We start from the raw sequence: 15,397 nt of genomic DNA, 5'->3' as shown, positions 1-15,397 counted from the left end.
AAAGCCAACCCTCACGGAAGCCCGGCCTCAAGCCGGGCTTTTCTTTTTTCAGGAGTGGAATGATGCCTGTTTATACGATCGAAACGACCTATACCCTGCCGATATTTCGGCACCGCACTTACATCGCCGACACGCCGGAGGCAGCCTGCAAGGCCGCGCTCGTTGACGACAATTGGGAGTCCTTGCAGAAGGATTATGATGCCTCCGGCGAGGTTCACGTCACCGGGATATGGGAGGGTGAAAAGGCTCATCACACCGGATCATCGTTCCCCGTACCGTCACAGTTCGACGAGGCGCTCCAGCGCCGCGCCGCCCACTTCGAGATCCTGCTCGGGCTGCTCAAGATGATGGTCCACGATACCGGTGCGATGCGAGCTTCGTCGTCGGGCTGGCTGGCCAAGGCGGCCTGGGCGGTCGCGCGAGGCGAGGCAATTCTCGCCTATGCCCCCGATCCCCAAGAGCCGGTCGGTACTCCGAAGCCAAGTCACATTCTCGCACGTTTGCACGAAGAGCGGGTCATCAACGCGATAGCCGCCGTACTTGATGTTGATGACAGCTTCGGATCACTTTCCCCGGATTCGGTGACAGATGAAGAGATCCGGTCGGCTTGCGAGACCACCATCTCAATGGTGGATCTCTCCGATGCCGTGAGCAACGCCGAATTTCAGGCGGCAATGACAGCGCTCCGGGTGGCGCACCGTCGTCTCTATCCAGATTGACGCAGATGAACCGCTGTTGGTACGGGTTGCGGTTTCGGTCAGCAGGGAAGGGAAGAGTGGGGTCGGGAGAGGGCGAACCGGGCGGTTGAGAGAGGGCTGCCCGGCCTGATCCCACCGCCTCTCTGGAGAACGATCGATGTCAAAATTCGAAACCAGCCCCCAAACCGCCACCATCGTCCCTGACGAGCGCCGCCTGGAATTCCTCCCCATCCTGTTCGGGCGCTCGCTGCTGATCATAGGGGAGAACGCTGTTTACAGTCTCATGGAACGCCTCAGCCCCCTCGATTATCGCGGCGGGTTCTGGGACTTCTATGAGCATGAGGGCAAGCCGCTGTTCCTGGCGCCGCGATCCAGATCGCGTTTTCGGATCACGGGCGAGATTACCGGGTTTCAGGGGGAGGCTTCTGCGGAAGCGGCGGGGATTATCGCCACGCTTTTTGCTTTCTCGCATCTCTCCTTCCGGCACCCGTCGGACCATCTCTCGGAAGGTTATGGCCGCCTCTACGCCTATTCGGCCGAGCATCCCGAAGCCTCCGAGATTTTTCAGGCGATCGACTGATGTGCGATGTCTGCCCGCCTCGGTTGACGCGGCTATCCAGCAATCTGAGTGGATCGGTCCGGACGGTGTGCCGCCCGGACGAGCCATCCCGCAATCTGAAAGGGTCGAAGCCGATGACGACACTGGAAAGCCACACATTCGTGACCATCTCGACAGGTCATGTGAGCGCCGTAACCGCGAGGATGCTCGACAACACACCCTGCGCGGAATGGCCTTGCGTTGGAGGGAGTTACGCCGACTATGGCTGGTTCTTCTACGCCCATGACGAAAACGCCGGCGAAGGGGACGAGCAGATTCCCGACGATCTCTTTGCCGTCATGACATGGGCGCGTCAAAAGGGGTTCAGCCATGTCCTGCTCGACCGCGATGCTGAACAGGTCGATGACCTGCCTTGGCACGATTGGTGAGACCGGTGTGTCGGCCCCGGGCTATTCAGCGCAACAGCCGCATTCTAAAAAGGACTGCGTGTCGCGCCGACCATCGGCGACGCAATCGCCGATCACATCCTCTCCGATGGTGCGATAGATCATCCGCCAGGGCTTGTGATGCCGAGACCGGTCAATTCCTTCGGAACATTCCCCCCGGGTGGGCAAATCTTCCAGCCCCAGACAGGCTTCCTCAGTTTCGACGAGAATCCGTTCAGCGGTCTGGATGCCACCGCGGCTGGCAGGCAAGCGGTAGCTATCGTCGAGATCCTGTTCCGCGTCATCAATAAACAGCTCCTGATACGGCATCAGGCATCGGGCTTCGCCAGGCGCGCACGAACGCGCGCGAACGTTTCTTTCGCGGGGCGCCTTCCCGTCCTCGACCTGCTTGTTCGTCAATGCCAGCACCTTCAAAAGCGCCAGCGCTTCCTGCGTTTCTTCATATTGCGTGATGTGCTGAAGTACCGCTTTCGCTTCGCCGTGCACTGTGGTCACCACTGGCTGCCGATCATCAACGAGCTGGCGAATAACTTCCGGTGCATGCGCCTTGAGGTAGCCGATGGGCTTTACCTGTTCCGACAGTTTCATCGATCCGATCTCCTTTTGACCAGAATATATAGACCGTCAAATGCCCGCCCGGAAGCGATGATTGCCAAGTCGCAAGAGGGGGAGGCGGGCCGTTTGCCGGGTGGCGGTTGCCGGAGGGCCAGAGAGAGGGCTTTCGCAATCGCTTGCATCGCGGTGCCAGCCCGATGGTGATGTCACCCATTCTTCCTCCACCAGCCCGGTTGGCCGCGAGAACGGCCAGCCGGGCTCTTTCGTTTCAGGAGACTTCAGCATGAACACCATGATTTCCAGCCCCCCTCGGACCCAACGACCGGCGTTGTCCGGTTTCAAGGTCGACATTTCCCGCGGCGAGCGCATTGGGCGGGTGTCGTCAGAATGGTTCTCGCGTCCGGACGACGAGCGCTATCTGTCGCTTTCCGATCTTCATCGCGTGGTCAGCGCCAGAACCGAGCAAGCGCGTGTTCGCACCGTCGAGACCGCCGAAATCCGTGTCGATGCGACCCGCGGCAATGCCGAGCGCTTGTCCCTGATCGTCCCCGGCGGGCGTGAACCGCTGGCACCGACACATTGGAGCTACGGGCAGCTTTGCAGCCTGGTCGGTGCGCCTGCGAGCTACATGCGCCAGCTCCCCGCGCCGCTCGCCGCGATCAATCTTCAGCATGGGCTCCTGAGCCACAATGCCGAAATGATGAAAACCCTGGAGATGGACGACGGCCGCCTCGAACTGCGAGCGGTCACCGGTCCCGAATACGGCCGGATCTGGGACAAGGATCTGATCGCCGCGATCATGAACATTGCCGGCAATGGGACGGGTGACACCATCTGGAAAGTCCCGGGCTTGCTCGACTGGTCGACCATGACCCATAATCCCTTCGTCGATATCACGAAGGACACGACCACACTTTATGCCAGCGATCGCGACGTCTTCGTCTTTCTGTGCGACGACGCCCACCCGATCGAAGCGGGCCGTCTGCCGAACGGCGAACCCGATCTCTATTTCCGCGGCTTCTATGCCTGGAACTCCGAGGTGGGCAGCAAAACCCTTGGAATTGCAAGCTTTTACTTGAGAGCAGTGTGTGCCAACAGGAATTTGTGGGGCACCGAAAATTTCGAGGAAATCACCATTCGCCACTCGAAATTTGCCGCACAGCGCTTCGCCCATGAGGCCGCTCCGGCGCTGACAAACTTCGCAAACTCTTCGCCGGCACCTTTCATCGCCGGCATTCGGGCCGCCCGTGAACGTATCGTTGCCCGCAATGATGAGGATAGGCAGACGTTCTTGCGCCGCCGGGGTTTCTCCAAGGCCGAAACGGGCAAGATCATCGAGACGGTTTTGTCCGAGGAGGGCAGGCCCCCTGAGAGCATTTTCGACTTTGTGCAGGGCATCACCGCGCTGGCGCGGGGAAAATCACATCAGGACACCCGGCTCGAACTCGAAGGCAAGGCGAAGAAACTGCTCGAAAGCGCCGCCTGATCACAGGGGCTCACCGCAAATCCTCATCCATCCCTTCCATCGCCCGGCCGTCGCGCCGGGCTTTCTGTTCTGGAGAACCGAAATGACAGATTTCTCATTCCACGCAGAGGTTGCGGCAGAAGCCATCGAAAAGGTCGGCCGGCTGTTCAACGCCACGATCGACGATATTCTGGGCGAGTTGCTACAAAACGCACGTCGCGCCGGCGCGACAGAGGTGGTGATCGACCAGATTAACGATCCGCATCTCGGCAAAGCGGTGCGTATCACGGACAATGGCGCCGGTCTCGAAGACCCTCGGTCACTCTTTTCCCTGGGACACAGCGGCTGGTCCGAAACCCTGTCCCGGTCAGAAGACGCAGCGGGCATGGGGTTCTTTGTTCTTGCCAATCGAGGCGCCACGATCGTCGCCCGGCGGAAGGGATCCTCGGGCTCGTGGCTCGTCCAGGCGACTGCAGACGCCTTTCATGGCAAGCAACCCGTCAACGTCGGGTCTGGGCCACAAGATCATCAGGGTGTAACCATCATCTTTCCCGAAAAAGGAAACGAGAACGTCGCCGGAGCCGTTCAGCATGCGGCCCGCTTTTATCCCATCCCGGTGGAATTCAATGGCGCGATCATGCCGTCGTCGGATTTCCTTGGCGATGCCGAGCATATCGAGGAATGGCATGGCATCCGGATCGGCGTATTCAGTGACAACCCCGGTCGATACAATTTCGACAACGCCAATTTTCACGGTGTGACGCTCGGGACGCCGCTGCCCGAGCTTCGTCAGTCATGGCACCGATCCTTCTTCGCAGGGGTCGATGTCATCGATTGTGCCCATCTCAAGCTTGTGCTGCCGGCGCGCAAGGAGGTGGTGCGCAACGAAATGTTCGATGCCCTGCTGGAGGAGATCGACCGCATCTATTTCCGCCTGATTGCTGCTTCCGGCCCGCATAGCCTGTCGTTCAAGGATTATCAGCGGGGACGCACTCTTGGCATCGCCCTCGATGAGGCTGCACCTGCCTTGAGACCATTTTCCCCGGTCTTCGCGGAATCCGACCGCAATGAACTCTTGCCCGCAAAGCCAGTCGGCCCGAACGCTCACATCTACGAGGGCAGCGGTCCCCTTGAAGAGCAGAATGTCGCGCGTGCGTTTGCCGCTTGGGGCGATGCTCCGCCGATTTTCGAACCGAACCACGCCTTTGCTGGCCATCTCTGGTACGACCGGCTAAGCAGGATCGTCCTCAAGAGCTACAGGATGGTCATTGGCGATGCCGGTGAGGAGATCGATCCAGTCGGCTCGTTCGAGACCGAGGGTCGGCCTGACCGGCTGGAGATCGTTCTTGAGATGGGAGATGCCAAGGCGGTGGATATCCGGCATCTCGAAACCGATCTGATCGTCGCAGGTCCCGAATACGGTTCGCTCCACGAGGCGGACATTCAGGTGACGCGACAATCGACGATCACACCGGTGGCATTGCGCATGTTCCTGATCGATGCATTGTTTTGCCCATCCGACGATACAGACGACGCGTCCTATGATCAGCAACTGGAATGGTTTTCTGACGAAGCGGAAGACCTGAGCGTCAACCTGCTGCAATCAGCGGCCGAGGCTGACATCAATGCCATTATCCGCGCCGTCGAGCGTGAGGTGGCGTGGCGTGTCCCGAAGAAGGGATCGATCGTGATCCGGATCGATGACCGCAAGGTTTCCGTCGAAGGGATGCCGTGCGCTGAAGATACCGCCCCGGGATCTGACTCTGACCTCGCCGGTTAGCAGCGACCGTCGCATCGGCATTCAGCATTTTCTCAAAAGGACCCGGCCATCGCGCCGGGTTTTGACGTTCATGGAAAGGAACCGTCATGACCACCCTCGAAACCAGAATTTACACCTATCCACCTATCCCGCTCGCCGACATCAGTCCGCTCGAAATGCTGATCCTCACCAATATGCTCGAATGCAGCGAGACAGACGCGGGCCTGGTGCTCTTCACCGATTTCGGGCCGACCAATCCGATCCGCGTCGCGCGCAGCGAACTGATCGACGCATTTCGCGCCTCGGCACAATTTGCCAAGGAGCCGGTCAATGTCTTCATCGCCAGCCGTGTCCTCGCCCTTCTGCCGGCCGGCGGTAACGCGGTTGAGGAGGACGCGATGATCAACGTCGATCTCAGCGAGTTCCCATGGCAGTTCATCGTCCAGGGTATCGTTGCGCGATCAGCGGATCTGCGCGAGGTCACGGTGATCCAATGGACGAACCATCCCTCGCAACGCCCCGAGTCATACGGCGCCGGCGTTTCGCTGATCACCGCCAGGGCCATCCATCATGCGAGCAGCGAAGATCTTCTCGCCCGCTTCAGGCTCCAGGACCAGGCGCTGCCATCCGTGGCATCGCCTGCGGCCCCTTCGGACACCGGCGGCACCTTGTCCTTATCCGGTATTGCTGCAATCGATCCGTTCACGGTGAAAGAGCTTGAGACGGCGCTCTGCATCTGGGAGGCCATGCTGTATTTTCGCGGGCTTCATCAGGATGGCCGGCCGGTCCCCGACACGATCGTCCGTATGTCGGAAATCTGGGATGCGGTAGGATGGAGGGCTATGCGGCTCCATGTTCGCGCGCTCGTGCCCTTTGCACTCGACGTCTATGACGGCCTGTTCGAGGACCTTGAGGAAGAAGGGTTCACCTTCGATTTCGACTTTGCGCCGGCCTTCGTCGAGGCACTGCACTGGTCCGACGAAGGAGCCTACCGCGAGGGCGAACGGCAAGAGTTTCTCGAAGACGTGATGGTGGCCGTGAGGCGCCATCGGCAAGATGTCGTCGCGCAAACGCATCCGGCTTCAATCCGGACCTTGGCCGGGCTGGCTTGTGAGGACGAACGAACATAGCCCTGTTCAAGGCAACCATCGAGATTCTTGTCGATGTTGATCATGAGGCCGAAGCCTGAGACTGCGTCGCCGAGACTTTACGCGAGCTGCTTGCCGAAACTGGTCTATGACGTCGTCAGGCGCCGAGATCGCGGTTGTTCATGGGCGCGCCGCCGTTTGACGGCTGCTCGGCCGTGTTTGCGTTAATAACCTCAGCCATTTCATTGGCAGCGACCTGGTTGCTTGCCGCCTTCAGGTCGATTGCGCCCCAGATCGAGTTTGGTTGCGTGGATTGGCGACGCCGGTTCTTGAACTCGACGACAAACGGCTTCTTCTCTGGCTTCATGGTGCTCCGGCTGATTGTAGCAGATGGATTTCTCCGTAGCAGGTGCTCTTATTCGCTGTGTCCTGTCAACGGTCAGTGGCGCGGAACCCGGATCAAGGGAGCGAGGGTATTTCGCCGTCCGCCACACGCCAGACCCACGGGGTGATCTCCAGTCGCGTTTCGATCATGTCGGCGAGCGCACGTTCATAGTCGTCACCGGCGCCTGGAGGGACGATGAACATTGCGACGGGTGCCGGCTTCTGCTCGGGCATGATCACCGACACGATCGGCGCATCGCGTGGCAGATTGAAACGCAGCCCTTTGACGGTTTTCCGCTTCAGGTGACCGAGCTTCTCCATCAGCCTGAGTTCGTGAATGTCCTCGAACGGCAGCCAGTGATCGTTGACCACCATCAGTGCGACCTCTTCGACGGATGCGATGCCGGCGGCGGAAATGCCGAAGGTGGCGATGACGATCAGATGGAACGTCTCGCTCGATCGCCACAGTTCGAGTTCGGTCTCATAACGCGCCGCCAGCCGCCGCCATGCGCCGTCCTCGATCATCAGGGGGAACGGTGTGTGTCGCACGACGATTTTCTGGCCTTCGCGCGCCGGGGAAAATTCCTTCACTTCGGCTACGATTATCATCAACTTCCGCGGCCCGGACTTCGTCGCCTGCACGCCCTTGAGCGCCGCCGCGCGTCGGGCCGCGATGCCATCCTTGTCCTCCGGCTGGAATACTTCCGGCACGTAGAGCATGTCGATAAGAGGGCCGCCTCTCGCCGACATCTGTGAGGCGGCATTTATGAGACTGGAGCGAACCCGGCCCCAGCCGCGCCTGCCTTTCCAGGTTGAACGCCATTCCGTCAATTCGCCCGCCTCCCAGAGATAATGAAGCATCGCCCTGAGCGACAGCTTTCGAGCCTCGCTGCGGATGCCGGCCTCTGATGATTCTGCCGGTGCACCTAACGCAGCACGCGGTCCCCGTTTCGTCAGCGGAAAATCCAGTTTCAGGTCGGTCTTGCCGCTGGCGTCGACCTGGATCGCATTGCCGATCAGCGGGCCAAGGCCGGAAAGCTCGTAGGGCGGCTCAAAGGAGGGGCATGCAGGATCATGGTCTCGCCCCGATAGCGGCATCCGCTTGATGAGATACTGGTCCTCGACGCGGGCGATATACATTGGCACGGACGGATTTTTGCACATGCACATTGGTCGCAAACGTTGCTCGTAGGCTTGCGCGAGAAACACCTGCCATTCAGGCTCGGTTTCCTCGATGACATGATCTCCGATTGCGAATTTCCGCATCACTGCTCTCCCTGTCTGCTGTCAAATCTATGCGGCCATCGTGCATTTTACTACCGCAAATTAGTCAGTAAGGCATGGGATGCTGCTGCACCCTGAGCAACAGGGTGTAACGCCGCGAGCGCCACAGTCACGAAGGGAAGCCGATCAGCGAAGAGGAGAGGGGAGTTCGACCGGCAAAGGTATGGTCCGGCCGAGACTGGAGAGAGCATGTTTCGGTCCGGGGTTATCGGCAATGCCCCCACGGACCACCTGCCTATCGACGCCTGCGCGTCCGGCACGATCCCGCTTTCTGCCTCTGAGCAGCCGACCGCGCACATCCACAACCCGTCTGCCCGGTAAAACCGGGCTTTTCTGTTTCAGGAGAAAAGAATGGCAATACCCAATTATGTCAGAGCAAACTTCCGGACCCTGCTGCGCGCGGCGGCGGACGACAATCTTGCGCTTATGGAATGCGTCGATTCCGGCACGCGGGAGCCTCGTTACGTGCTGTGTGCTGTTGGAAGTGACGGAACGAGCCACGTGTTCACGCCTTTTGGGCACCTGGCCGACGGAAACCCTTACGAAACCTATTTCCCTCCCGATCCTGACAATCCTGAAGGCTTTCTGACTGGGCAACAGGTCCGATCCGGCGATCGGTTGCCGAGCGACGACGACGGTGGAGGCGGGAATGCAGATCCGGCGTAAACCCCGACCGGATGAGATGCCACATCATCTCGCCCATTCGCTCTATTCAGCGCGACTTGGGGCGCATGATCAGGGTTGCTATCGTTCGACGCCTCCGGGTGCGCCGGATGTCGCCGCGCTCGTTCGTCCCGGCATGATGGTCGGCACGTCCTATGGCACGGGCGGAATCGTCATCATGATCGAAGGTTCCCATGTCCATGTCACGACGGACGGAAGGGAATATCCGCATTTCACGATCGTCTATGTGCCGGCCCACCGGTTCGGCAGGCACACGAAGGTCGATCACAACTGGATCAATGAATGCGTCGCCGTCGACGGCCGCATCCTGATGTTGTTCGAGGCCAACACCGACGAAGTCTTTTTCGAAGCTGTGCCCATCGGCCAGCCCTGAACGGCAGCACCTGTCGCTCGATCGACCTCAGCTTCCCCCTTCCAGCCAGACCCGACGCTCCACATGGAGCGTCGGGCCTTCCCGTTTTCAGGAGAGCATCATGACCATTCCTGCAATCGAATATCACCGGCCGGCAGCAGCGCCGGCCTTCCTGAAATTCCGTTTCGAGGTCGTGCGGCCCGTTTGTTTTGCGATCGTCTATTGGGACGGTCCGGGCGACACACTCTACGCCTTCGAGGATCGGACCGCGTTCGAGCGCCAACGCGCCACGGCGGAGCGTCATGTCGTGCATGTTCATGAACTGTCGGCTGAGGCTGCGGATTGGATCGCTGACGGTGGCAAAGCCGTCCTGCATGAAGTGTCGGCAGGCGGCGTCGCGGCGTTCGGCAACCTCAAGCTCGCGCCCCGCTAAAGGCCGGGTGCCCGCCGCCTTTGTCGCCCCGGAGGGAGAGAGGGGCCGGAAAGGGGAGCCTGCCGGGGCTTGGAGAGCGTCCGGGTGGGCTTGTCCTTTCCCGCTCTCGACAGGATCTCCCATGAACGTGATCTCGACCCCTGCCGCAAACGCGGTCGCCACTTCGCTCGTTTCTGCCGGCCGTGCGGACAGTATTCTCAACGCCAGCCATGAGCTTCTTCCGTTTCTCGAACGCGGCCATGCCATCGGCGCAGCCGATCTCCGGACCATCCTGACGAAGGCCTTCGGCGGCTCGGACGCTGCGGGCTTCTGGTCCTGGAAGGACGCCTATGAGGCGATGGAAGTCATGCAGGTCCTGTTTCTGCGCAAGTTCGGTTCGGCGATTGCCGCCCGCGCGAACGCGCCGCAGACAGCGCTCACCATGTTGACCAAGGTCGCAGGCCTGGTCCCGACCCACACCCGGCGCTCCGAGGAAAGCCAGCAACTCCAGCAGTTTTCCACGCCGATGCCGCTCGCCTATGTCGCGGCCCGCGCCGCCGGCATCATGCCCGGCGATATGGTGCTCGAACCATCGGCGGGAACCGGGCTGATGGCGATCTTTGCCGAACTCGCTCGCTCGCGCCTCGCGCTCAACGAATATGCGCCGCTCCGCTGCGGTCTTCTGGAACGCCTCTTTCCGGGTTCGCAGGTCACGCAGCACGATGCCGCCCACATCGACGACTATCTCGATCGCGCGGTTCGACCGACCGTCGTTTTGATGAACCCGCCGTTTTCCGCCGGCGTTCATGTCGAAGGTCGTATGACTGAGGCCGCATGGCGTCATCTCGCCTCCGCCTTCGCGCGGCTTGCCCCCGGAGGCCGTCTGGTGGCGATCACCGGCTCCAGCCTTTCTCCCGACAATCCCAAATGGCGCGACGCCTTCGTCCGGCTTCAGGGCCGCGGCGCGGTTCTGTTCAGCGCTGCGATCGACGGTTCCGTCTATGCCCGCCACGGGACGAAGATGGAAACCCGCCTGACGGTGATCGACAAGATCGCCGCCGCCGATCCGGCAAAGCTCGCTGCATCGCAGGGTGTCGCCCCCGATCTGGAAATATTGCTCGCCTGGATCTCCGGCCTTCCGCCTCGCTCACCCTCCACCGCGCCGAATTCCATCGGCGCGCTGAGCAATGAAATCCTGAGCGCCTGCGCGGCGAAGATGGCCACCCGCAAAGCCGCCGGCACCATGCGTCCCGCGGCGGTGATGGTCCCGGCAAGCCGCCCTTCAGCCGTTCATGCGCCGCGGCCTGTCGCCTCAGCCGCATCCCGGATCGACGATGAAATCGTCGTGCTCTCCTACGAATTGCGCAACGGAACGATAAACGGCCGCGCCGATGTCGCCGATGGCATCTACGAACCCTACCGGTTACAGGCGATCCGCATTCCGGACGCAAAACCGCACCCGGACAAGCTGGTCGAATCCGTCGCCATGGCCTCGGTCGCGCCGCCCAAACCGAGCTATCGCCCGCATCTGCCGAAGAGCATCGTCATTGGCGGGGATCTTTCCGACGCCCAGCTTGAAAGCGTGATCTATGCCGGCGAGGCGCATTCCGGCTATCTTGCGGGTCACTGGTCCGTCGATGCCACCTACGACAATCTGAAGGCCGTCACCCCGCAGACGGAAGGCGGCGTCCGCTTTCGCCGTGGCTGGTTCCTCGGCGACGGGACGGGAGCCGGCAAAGGGCGACAGGCGGCGGGTATCATTCTCGACAATTGGATCAAGGGTCGTCGCCGTCATTTGTGGATTTCGAAGTCCGAAACCCTGATCGAGGATGCGCAGCGCGATTGGGCCGCACTCGGCCAGGAAAAGCTGCTGATCACGCCGCTGTCACGCTTCCGCCAGGGCAAGCCGATCAAGCTCGACGAGGGCATCCTGTTCGTCACCTTCGCCACGTTGCGCACCGACGAGCGCGAGGGCAAGCAATCGCGCGTTCAGCAGATCGTTGACTGGCTGGGTCAAGGGCCAAGGAGCGGCGAAGCCGCGACAGGGAACGCAAAAGGCTTCGATGGCGTCATCGTCTTCGATGAAGGCCATGCCATGGCCAACGCTGCCGGCGGCAAGTCCGAACGCGGCGAGAAGTCTGCCTCGCAACAGGGCCGCGCCGGTCTTCGTCTCCAGCGCGCCCTCCCAGATGCCCGCGTCGTCTACGTCTCCGCGACCGGCGCATCCGAAGTGGAGTCGCTCGCTTATGCCGAACGCCTCGGTCTATGGGGCGGCGCGGACTTTCCTTTCTCGACCCGGTCGGAGTTCATCGCGGCAATCGAGGACGGCGGCGTGGCGACGATGGAAGTGCTCGCGCGTGACCTGAAGGCCATGGGGCTATACGCCTCCAGGTCTCTGTCCTTCGAAGGTGTCGAATACGACATCCTCGAACACGAACTGACCGAGGAGCAGGTCCGCATCTACGACTCCTATGCCGAAGCGTACCAGGTCATTCACAAGCATCTCGATCAGGCGCTGGAGGCTTCCGGCATCACGTCCAGCGGCGGCACCCTCAACAAAAATGCGAAAGCGGCCGCGCGCTCCGCCTTCGAAAGTACCAAGCAGCGCTTCTTCAACCATCTCCTGACATCGATGAAGACGCCGGCGCTGATGAGCGCGATCAAGGCGGATGTGGCAGAAGGCCATGCTGCAATTGTCCAAATCATTTCCACCGGCCAGTCCCTGATCGAGCGCCGCCTCGCCGAAATCCCGACCGAGGAATGGCATGACATTCAGGTGGATGTCACGCCGCGTGAGATCGTCGCCGAATACCTCAATCATTCCTTCCCGACCCAGTTGTTCGAGGAATATTCCGACGCCGAAGGCAATCTCCTTTCGCGCCCGGTCTATGATGCCGACGGCAATCCGGTCTTGTGCCGCGAAGCTGTCGTCCGCCGTGACGATCTGCTCGAACGGCTCGGCAGCCTGCCGGCGATCCCGACCGCGCTCGACCAGATCGTCCAGCAATTCGGTACGGAAGATGTGGCCGAGATTACAGGCCGAACGCGCCGCATCGTTCGCCGCCAAGATGGCGGCATGATCGACCGCTTTGCCGTCGAAAGCCGGCCGGGCAGCGCCAATCTCGACGAGACCCGCGCCTTCATGGACGACGAGAAGCCGATCCTGATCTTCTCCGAAGCCGGCGGCACGGGGCGCTCCTACCATGCCGATCTCGGTGCGAAGAACCAGCGCCTGCGTCTGCACAATCTCCTCGAAGCCGGCTGGCGCGCGGACGTTGCCATTCAGGGGCTTGGTCGCAGCCATCGCACCAATCAGGCGCAGCCTCCGAAATTTCGCATGGTCGCCACCAATGTGAAGGCCGAACGTAGGTTTTTGTCGACGATCGCCCGGCGTCTGGACACGCTCGGGGCGATCACCCGTGGGCAACGCCAGACCGGCGGGCAGGGGATGTTCCGTTCTGAAGACAATCTCGAATCGCAATATGCCCGCGATGCGCTGCGGCAGTTCTACAAGCTCGTCCATGCCGGCGGCATCGAAGGCTGCTCGCTGGAAAAATTCGAGGCGATCACCGGCCTGTCGCTGACGGCGGAAGAGGGCGGCCTGAAGGATGAGCTGCCGCCGATCCACACCTTTCTGAACCGTATGCTCGCGCTCACCATCGCCATGCAGAACCTGCTGTTCGATGCGTTCGAACAATTGCTGGCCGCGCGCATCGAGGGCGCGATCGCCGCCGGTGTCTATGACAAGGGACTGGAGACGCTGACGGCGGACCGTATGACGGTGAAGAACCGGCGGCTGGTCTACACCCATCCGGTCACCGGGGCGCAGTCTCATCTTCTGACCATCGAACGTATGGATCGCAACAGGCCGATGCTGCTTGCCGATGCTTTGAAGCTTGCCGCGCGCGATCCGCACGCTGTTCTGATGATCAACGGCAAGTCCGCCCGCCCGGCGGTGCAAGTTCCGACCCGATCGGTCATGCTCGACGACGGTTCCATCCAGCCGCGTGTCGCGCTTATCCGGCCGATGGACGAGATCCGCTTCGAAATGCGCCAGCTCGAAGAAACGAACTGGGAAGAGGCGGACGAACAGAACTTCTCGGCCGCATGGGAGGAGGAAGTCGCCAGTCTCGCCGAATTCTCCATATCGACCATGCATGTGGTCTCGGGTCTCCTGCTGCCGATCTGGAAACTGCTGCCGCAGGATTATTGCCGGGTCTATCGCCTCCAAACTGATGAGGGCGAGCGTATCGTCGGACGTCTGGTCTCCTCGGAGGGGCTGACGCGGCTTTGCCGGAATTTTGGGCTCGACCAGACCGAGGTCGTCAGCGCCGCTGAAATATGGCAGTCGCTGCTCGGTGGCTCTGCGGTGGTCGCCCTTGCCGGCAACATGACGCTCAGGCGTGTCCGCGTGATGAACGACTATCGTGTAGAGCTCACTGGTTTCACCGACGGCATGCGCGAAAGACTACGATCCATGGGCCTGTTCTCCGAGATGATCGCCTGGAAGGTCCGGTTCTTCATCCCGACGTCGGAGGAGGGACCGGGGATCCTCTCCCGCCTCATCGAACGTCATCGCATCGTCGACGTCGCCGGCCGGGGATGATCGCCATGTTGTCCGCGTCCGAACTGGCGGACCGTCTCTCGCAGAACGCTGAGGCGGTCTGCCGTCACTATCTCTCCGCCGGTCGAAGGGCCGGCAATTACTGGGTCGTTGGCGATGTCGCCAACAGCAAGGGCAAGTCGCTCTATGTCCATCTCTCCGGCTCTCGCAAGGGAAAGTGGGCCGATGCGGCGACGGCTCAATATGGCGATCTGCTCGATCTTGTGCGGGAAACCTGCGGGCTGGTGGATTTCCGCGATGTGGTCGACGAGGCGCGGCGTTTCCTCAGTCTTCCCCAACCCGCCCCGGCGTCGTCCCGCGGGGGCGACGCCCGCGCCGATCCTCCGGTCGACAGACCGGCAACCGAACGCGCGCAGCGCCTGTTCCGAATGACGCAGCCGCTTGCTGGCACGCTGGCCGACGGCTATCTGCGCCAGCGCGGCATCCTGCGGGCGGCTCTGCATCCCGCGCTCCGGTTTCATCCATCGTGCTACTATCGCGATCTTGTGACGGGAAGGACCAGCAGTTACCCGGCACTGATCGCAGCCGTCGTCGATCGCTTCGGAACGATCACCGGCGTGCACCGCACCTATCTCGATCGCTCCGGGCTCGATCCGGGCAGCATTGGCAAAGCGCAGGTGGACACGCCCCGGCGCGCGCTCGGCGGTCTGCTTGGGAATGCCGTGCACTTCCGCTTTCCGTTTCATGTTCCCGTTCCGGTCATGGCCGCCGGCGAAGGCCTCGAAAGCATTCTTTCGCTCATCGCTGTGATGCCCGCCATGCCGATGGTCTCGGCATTGACCGCCAATCACCTTGCCGCCTTCCGGCCGCCGGACGGGTGCGAGCGCCTCTACATTGCCGCCGACGCGGATGCCGCCGGCCGGCACGGCATCGAGGGATTGAGCCGCCGGGCGCAGGCGCTCGGCATCCTGCCGCTCGTGCTCACCCCGCAACTCGGCGACTTCAACGAGGATCTGCGCCAACTCGGACCGGACCGCCTGATCGCCAATCTGCGGGCGCAACTCGCCCCTGAGGATGCTCAGGCTTTCCTGTCCGCGTGATCGGGCCGTGATGGGGAGGTAAGGCGGGATTGCTGCGGCGCGGGTGG

14 protein-coding genes and 1 pseudogene are annotated in these 15,397 nt (G+C 61.5%); 11 read left to right on the top strand and 4 right to left on the bottom strand.

Going from position 1 to position 15,397, the window contains the following annotated elements:
- The first annotated feature begins 62 nt into the window (after positions 1–62).
- The 3 genes from O9X91_RS22245 to O9X91_RS22235 all read left to right on the top strand — a co-directional run bounded on the left by O9X91_RS22245 (position 63) and on the right by O9X91_RS22235 (position 1,685).
- Complete coding sequence (locus tag O9X91_RS22245; protein ID WP_142914029.1) at positions 63–719, top strand: hypothetical protein; 657 nt, start codon at positions 63–65, stop codon at positions 717–719.
- Between the two features lie 136 nt (positions 720–855).
- On the top strand, positions 856–1,278 hold the full coding sequence (locus tag O9X91_RS22240; protein ID WP_142914030.1) for an antirestriction protein: 423 nt from the start codon (positions 856–858) through the stop codon (positions 1,276–1,278).
- Between the two features lie 113 nt (positions 1,279–1,391).
- Positions 1,392–1,685 (top strand): DUF5983 family protein, encoded by a 294-nt coding sequence (locus O9X91_RS22235; protein WP_142914031.1) that lies wholly within the window; start codon positions 1,392–1,394, stop codon positions 1,683–1,685.
- Between the two features lie 21 nt (positions 1,686–1,706).
- On the opposite strand, the gene O9X91_RS22230 is transcribed toward O9X91_RS22235, so the two are convergent.
- Together O9X91_RS22230 and O9X91_RS22225 are read right to left on the bottom strand one after the other, a co-directional pair.
- Positions 1,707–2,012 carry a type II toxin-antitoxin system RelE/ParE family toxin gene (locus O9X91_RS22230; protein WP_142914032.1) on the bottom strand — a complete coding sequence of 102 codons (306 nt, stop codon included), beginning with the start codon at positions 2,010–2,012 and terminating at the stop codon, positions 1,707–1,709.
- Positions 2,012–2,291: pseudogene (locus tag O9X91_RS22225) on the bottom strand (type II toxin-antitoxin system Phd/YefM family antitoxin). Before O9X91_RS22225 ends, O9X91_RS22230 begins: the two are co-directional and overlap by 1 nt.
- Positions 2,292–2,541: 250 nt before the next feature.
- On the opposite strand from O9X91_RS22225, the gene O9X91_RS22220 reads away from it, so the two are divergent.
- From O9X91_RS22220 to O9X91_RS22210, 3 genes are all read left to right on the top strand, one after another.
- Entirely contained in the window at positions 2,542–3,744 is a 1,203-nt protein-coding gene (locus tag O9X91_RS22220) for a DUF932 domain-containing protein (RefSeq protein WP_142914033.1), read from the top strand.
- Between the two features lie 217 nt (positions 3,745–3,961).
- On the top strand, positions 3,962–5,503 hold the full coding sequence (locus tag O9X91_RS22215; protein ID WP_269833160.1) for a hypothetical protein: 1,542 nt from the start codon (positions 3,962–3,964) through the stop codon (positions 5,501–5,503).
- An 86-nt stretch (positions 5,504–5,589) separates the two neighbouring features.
- Positions 5,590–6,612, top strand: coding sequence for a hypothetical protein (locus tag O9X91_RS22210; RefSeq protein WP_142914035.1), 1,023 nt, complete (start codon positions 5,590–5,592; stop codon positions 6,610–6,612).
- A gap of 115 nt (positions 6,613–6,727) precedes the next feature.
- On the opposite strand, the gene O9X91_RS22205 is transcribed toward O9X91_RS22210, so the two are convergent.
- The gene (locus tag O9X91_RS22205; protein ID WP_142914036.1) at positions 6,728–6,937 is read right to left on the bottom strand and encodes a hypothetical protein; all 210 of its coding nucleotides are present in this window, start codon (positions 6,935–6,937) and stop codon (positions 6,728–6,730) included.
- 92 nt (positions 6,938–7,029) lie between these two features.
- Entirely contained in the window at positions 7,030–8,220 is a 1,191-nt protein-coding gene (locus tag O9X91_RS22200; RefSeq protein WP_142914037.1) for a DUF1173 domain-containing protein, read from the bottom strand.
- Positions 8,221–8,589: 369 nt separating this feature from the next.
- On the opposite strand from O9X91_RS22200, the gene O9X91_RS22195 reads away from it, so the two are divergent.
- From O9X91_RS22195 to O9X91_RS22175, 5 genes are all read left to right on the top strand, one after another.
- On the top strand, positions 8,590–8,904 hold the full coding sequence (locus tag O9X91_RS22195) for a DUF6117 family protein (protein ID WP_244614289.1): 315 nt from the start codon (positions 8,590–8,592) through the stop codon (positions 8,902–8,904).
- Entirely contained in the window at positions 8,888–9,295 is a 408-nt protein-coding gene (locus tag O9X91_RS22190) for a hypothetical protein (RefSeq protein ID WP_142914038.1), read from the top strand. Before O9X91_RS22195 ends, O9X91_RS22190 begins: the two co-directional genes overlap by 17 nt.
- A 100-nt stretch (positions 9,296–9,395) precedes the next feature.
- Positions 9,396–9,707, top strand: coding sequence for a hypothetical protein (locus tag O9X91_RS22185; protein WP_142914039.1), 312 nt, complete (start codon positions 9,396–9,398; stop codon positions 9,705–9,707).
- Positions 9,708–9,828: 121 nt separating this feature from the next.
- Positions 9,829–14,292, top strand: a complete 4,464-nt coding sequence (locus tag O9X91_RS22180) for a strawberry notch-like NTP hydrolase domain-containing protein (protein WP_269834378.1) — start codon at positions 9,829–9,831, stop codon at positions 14,290–14,292.
- Positions 14,289–15,350, top strand: a complete 1,062-nt coding sequence (locus tag O9X91_RS22175) for a DUF7146 domain-containing protein (protein ID WP_162520605.1) — start codon at positions 14,289–14,291, stop codon at positions 15,348–15,350. The genes O9X91_RS22180 and O9X91_RS22175 overlap by 4 nt, the downstream gene beginning before the upstream one ends.
- The last annotated feature ends 47 nt before the right edge of the window (positions 15,351–15,397 follow it).

Origin of the sequence: Agrobacterium salinitolerans, assembly GCF_027498475.1 — a bacterium.
Classification (GTDB): domain Bacteria; phylum Pseudomonadota; class Alphaproteobacteria; order Rhizobiales; family Rhizobiaceae; genus Agrobacterium; species Agrobacterium salinitolerans.
This window is presented reverse-complemented; position numbering and strand designations above follow the sequence as displayed.

What these genes read in the sequence shown, in the direction of transcription:
- O9X91_RS22245 (WP_142914029.1), top strand. Translation starts at nt 63, where the DNA reads ATGCCTGTTTATACGATCGAAACGACCTATACCCTGCCGATATTTCGG.
- O9X91_RS22240 (WP_142914030.1), top strand. Translation starts at nt 856, where the DNA reads ATGTCAAAATTCGAAACCAGCCCCCAAACCGCCACCATCGTCCCTGAC.
- O9X91_RS22235 (WP_142914031.1), top strand. Translation starts at nt 1,392, where the DNA reads ATGACGACACTGGAAAGCCACACATTCGTGACCATCTCGACAGGTCAT.
- O9X91_RS22230 (WP_142914032.1), bottom strand. Translation starts at nt 2,012, where the DNA reads ATGCCGTATCAGGAGCTGTTTATTGATGACGCGGAACAGGATCTCGAC.
- O9X91_RS22220 (WP_142914033.1), top strand. Translation starts at nt 2,542, where the DNA reads ATGAACACCATGATTTCCAGCCCCCCTCGGACCCAACGACCGGCGTTG.
- O9X91_RS22210 (WP_142914035.1), top strand. Translation starts at nt 5,590, where the DNA reads ATGACCACCCTCGAAACCAGAATTTACACCTATCCACCTATCCCGCTC.
- O9X91_RS22205 (WP_142914036.1), bottom strand. Translation starts at nt 6,937, where the DNA reads ATGAAGCCAGAGAAGAAGCCGTTTGTCGTCGAGTTCAAGAACCGGCGT.
- O9X91_RS22200 (WP_142914037.1), bottom strand. Translation starts at nt 8,220, where the DNA reads ATGCGGAAATTCGCAATCGGAGATCATGTCATCGAGGAAACCGAGCCT.
- O9X91_RS22195 (WP_244614289.1), top strand. Translation starts at nt 8,590, where the DNA reads ATGGCAATACCCAATTATGTCAGAGCAAACTTCCGGACCCTGCTGCGC.
- O9X91_RS22190 (WP_142914038.1), top strand. Translation starts at nt 8,888, where the DNA reads ATGCAGATCCGGCGTAAACCCCGACCGGATGAGATGCCACATCATCTC.
- O9X91_RS22185 (WP_142914039.1), top strand. Translation starts at nt 9,396, where the DNA reads ATGACCATTCCTGCAATCGAATATCACCGGCCGGCAGCAGCGCCGGCC.
- O9X91_RS22180 (WP_269834378.1), top strand. Translation starts at nt 9,829, where the DNA reads ATGAACGTGATCTCGACCCCTGCCGCAAACGCGGTCGCCACTTCGCTC.
- O9X91_RS22175 (WP_162520605.1), top strand. Translation starts at nt 14,289, where the DNA reads ATGATCGCCATGTTGTCCGCGTCCGAACTGGCGGACCGTCTCTCGCAG.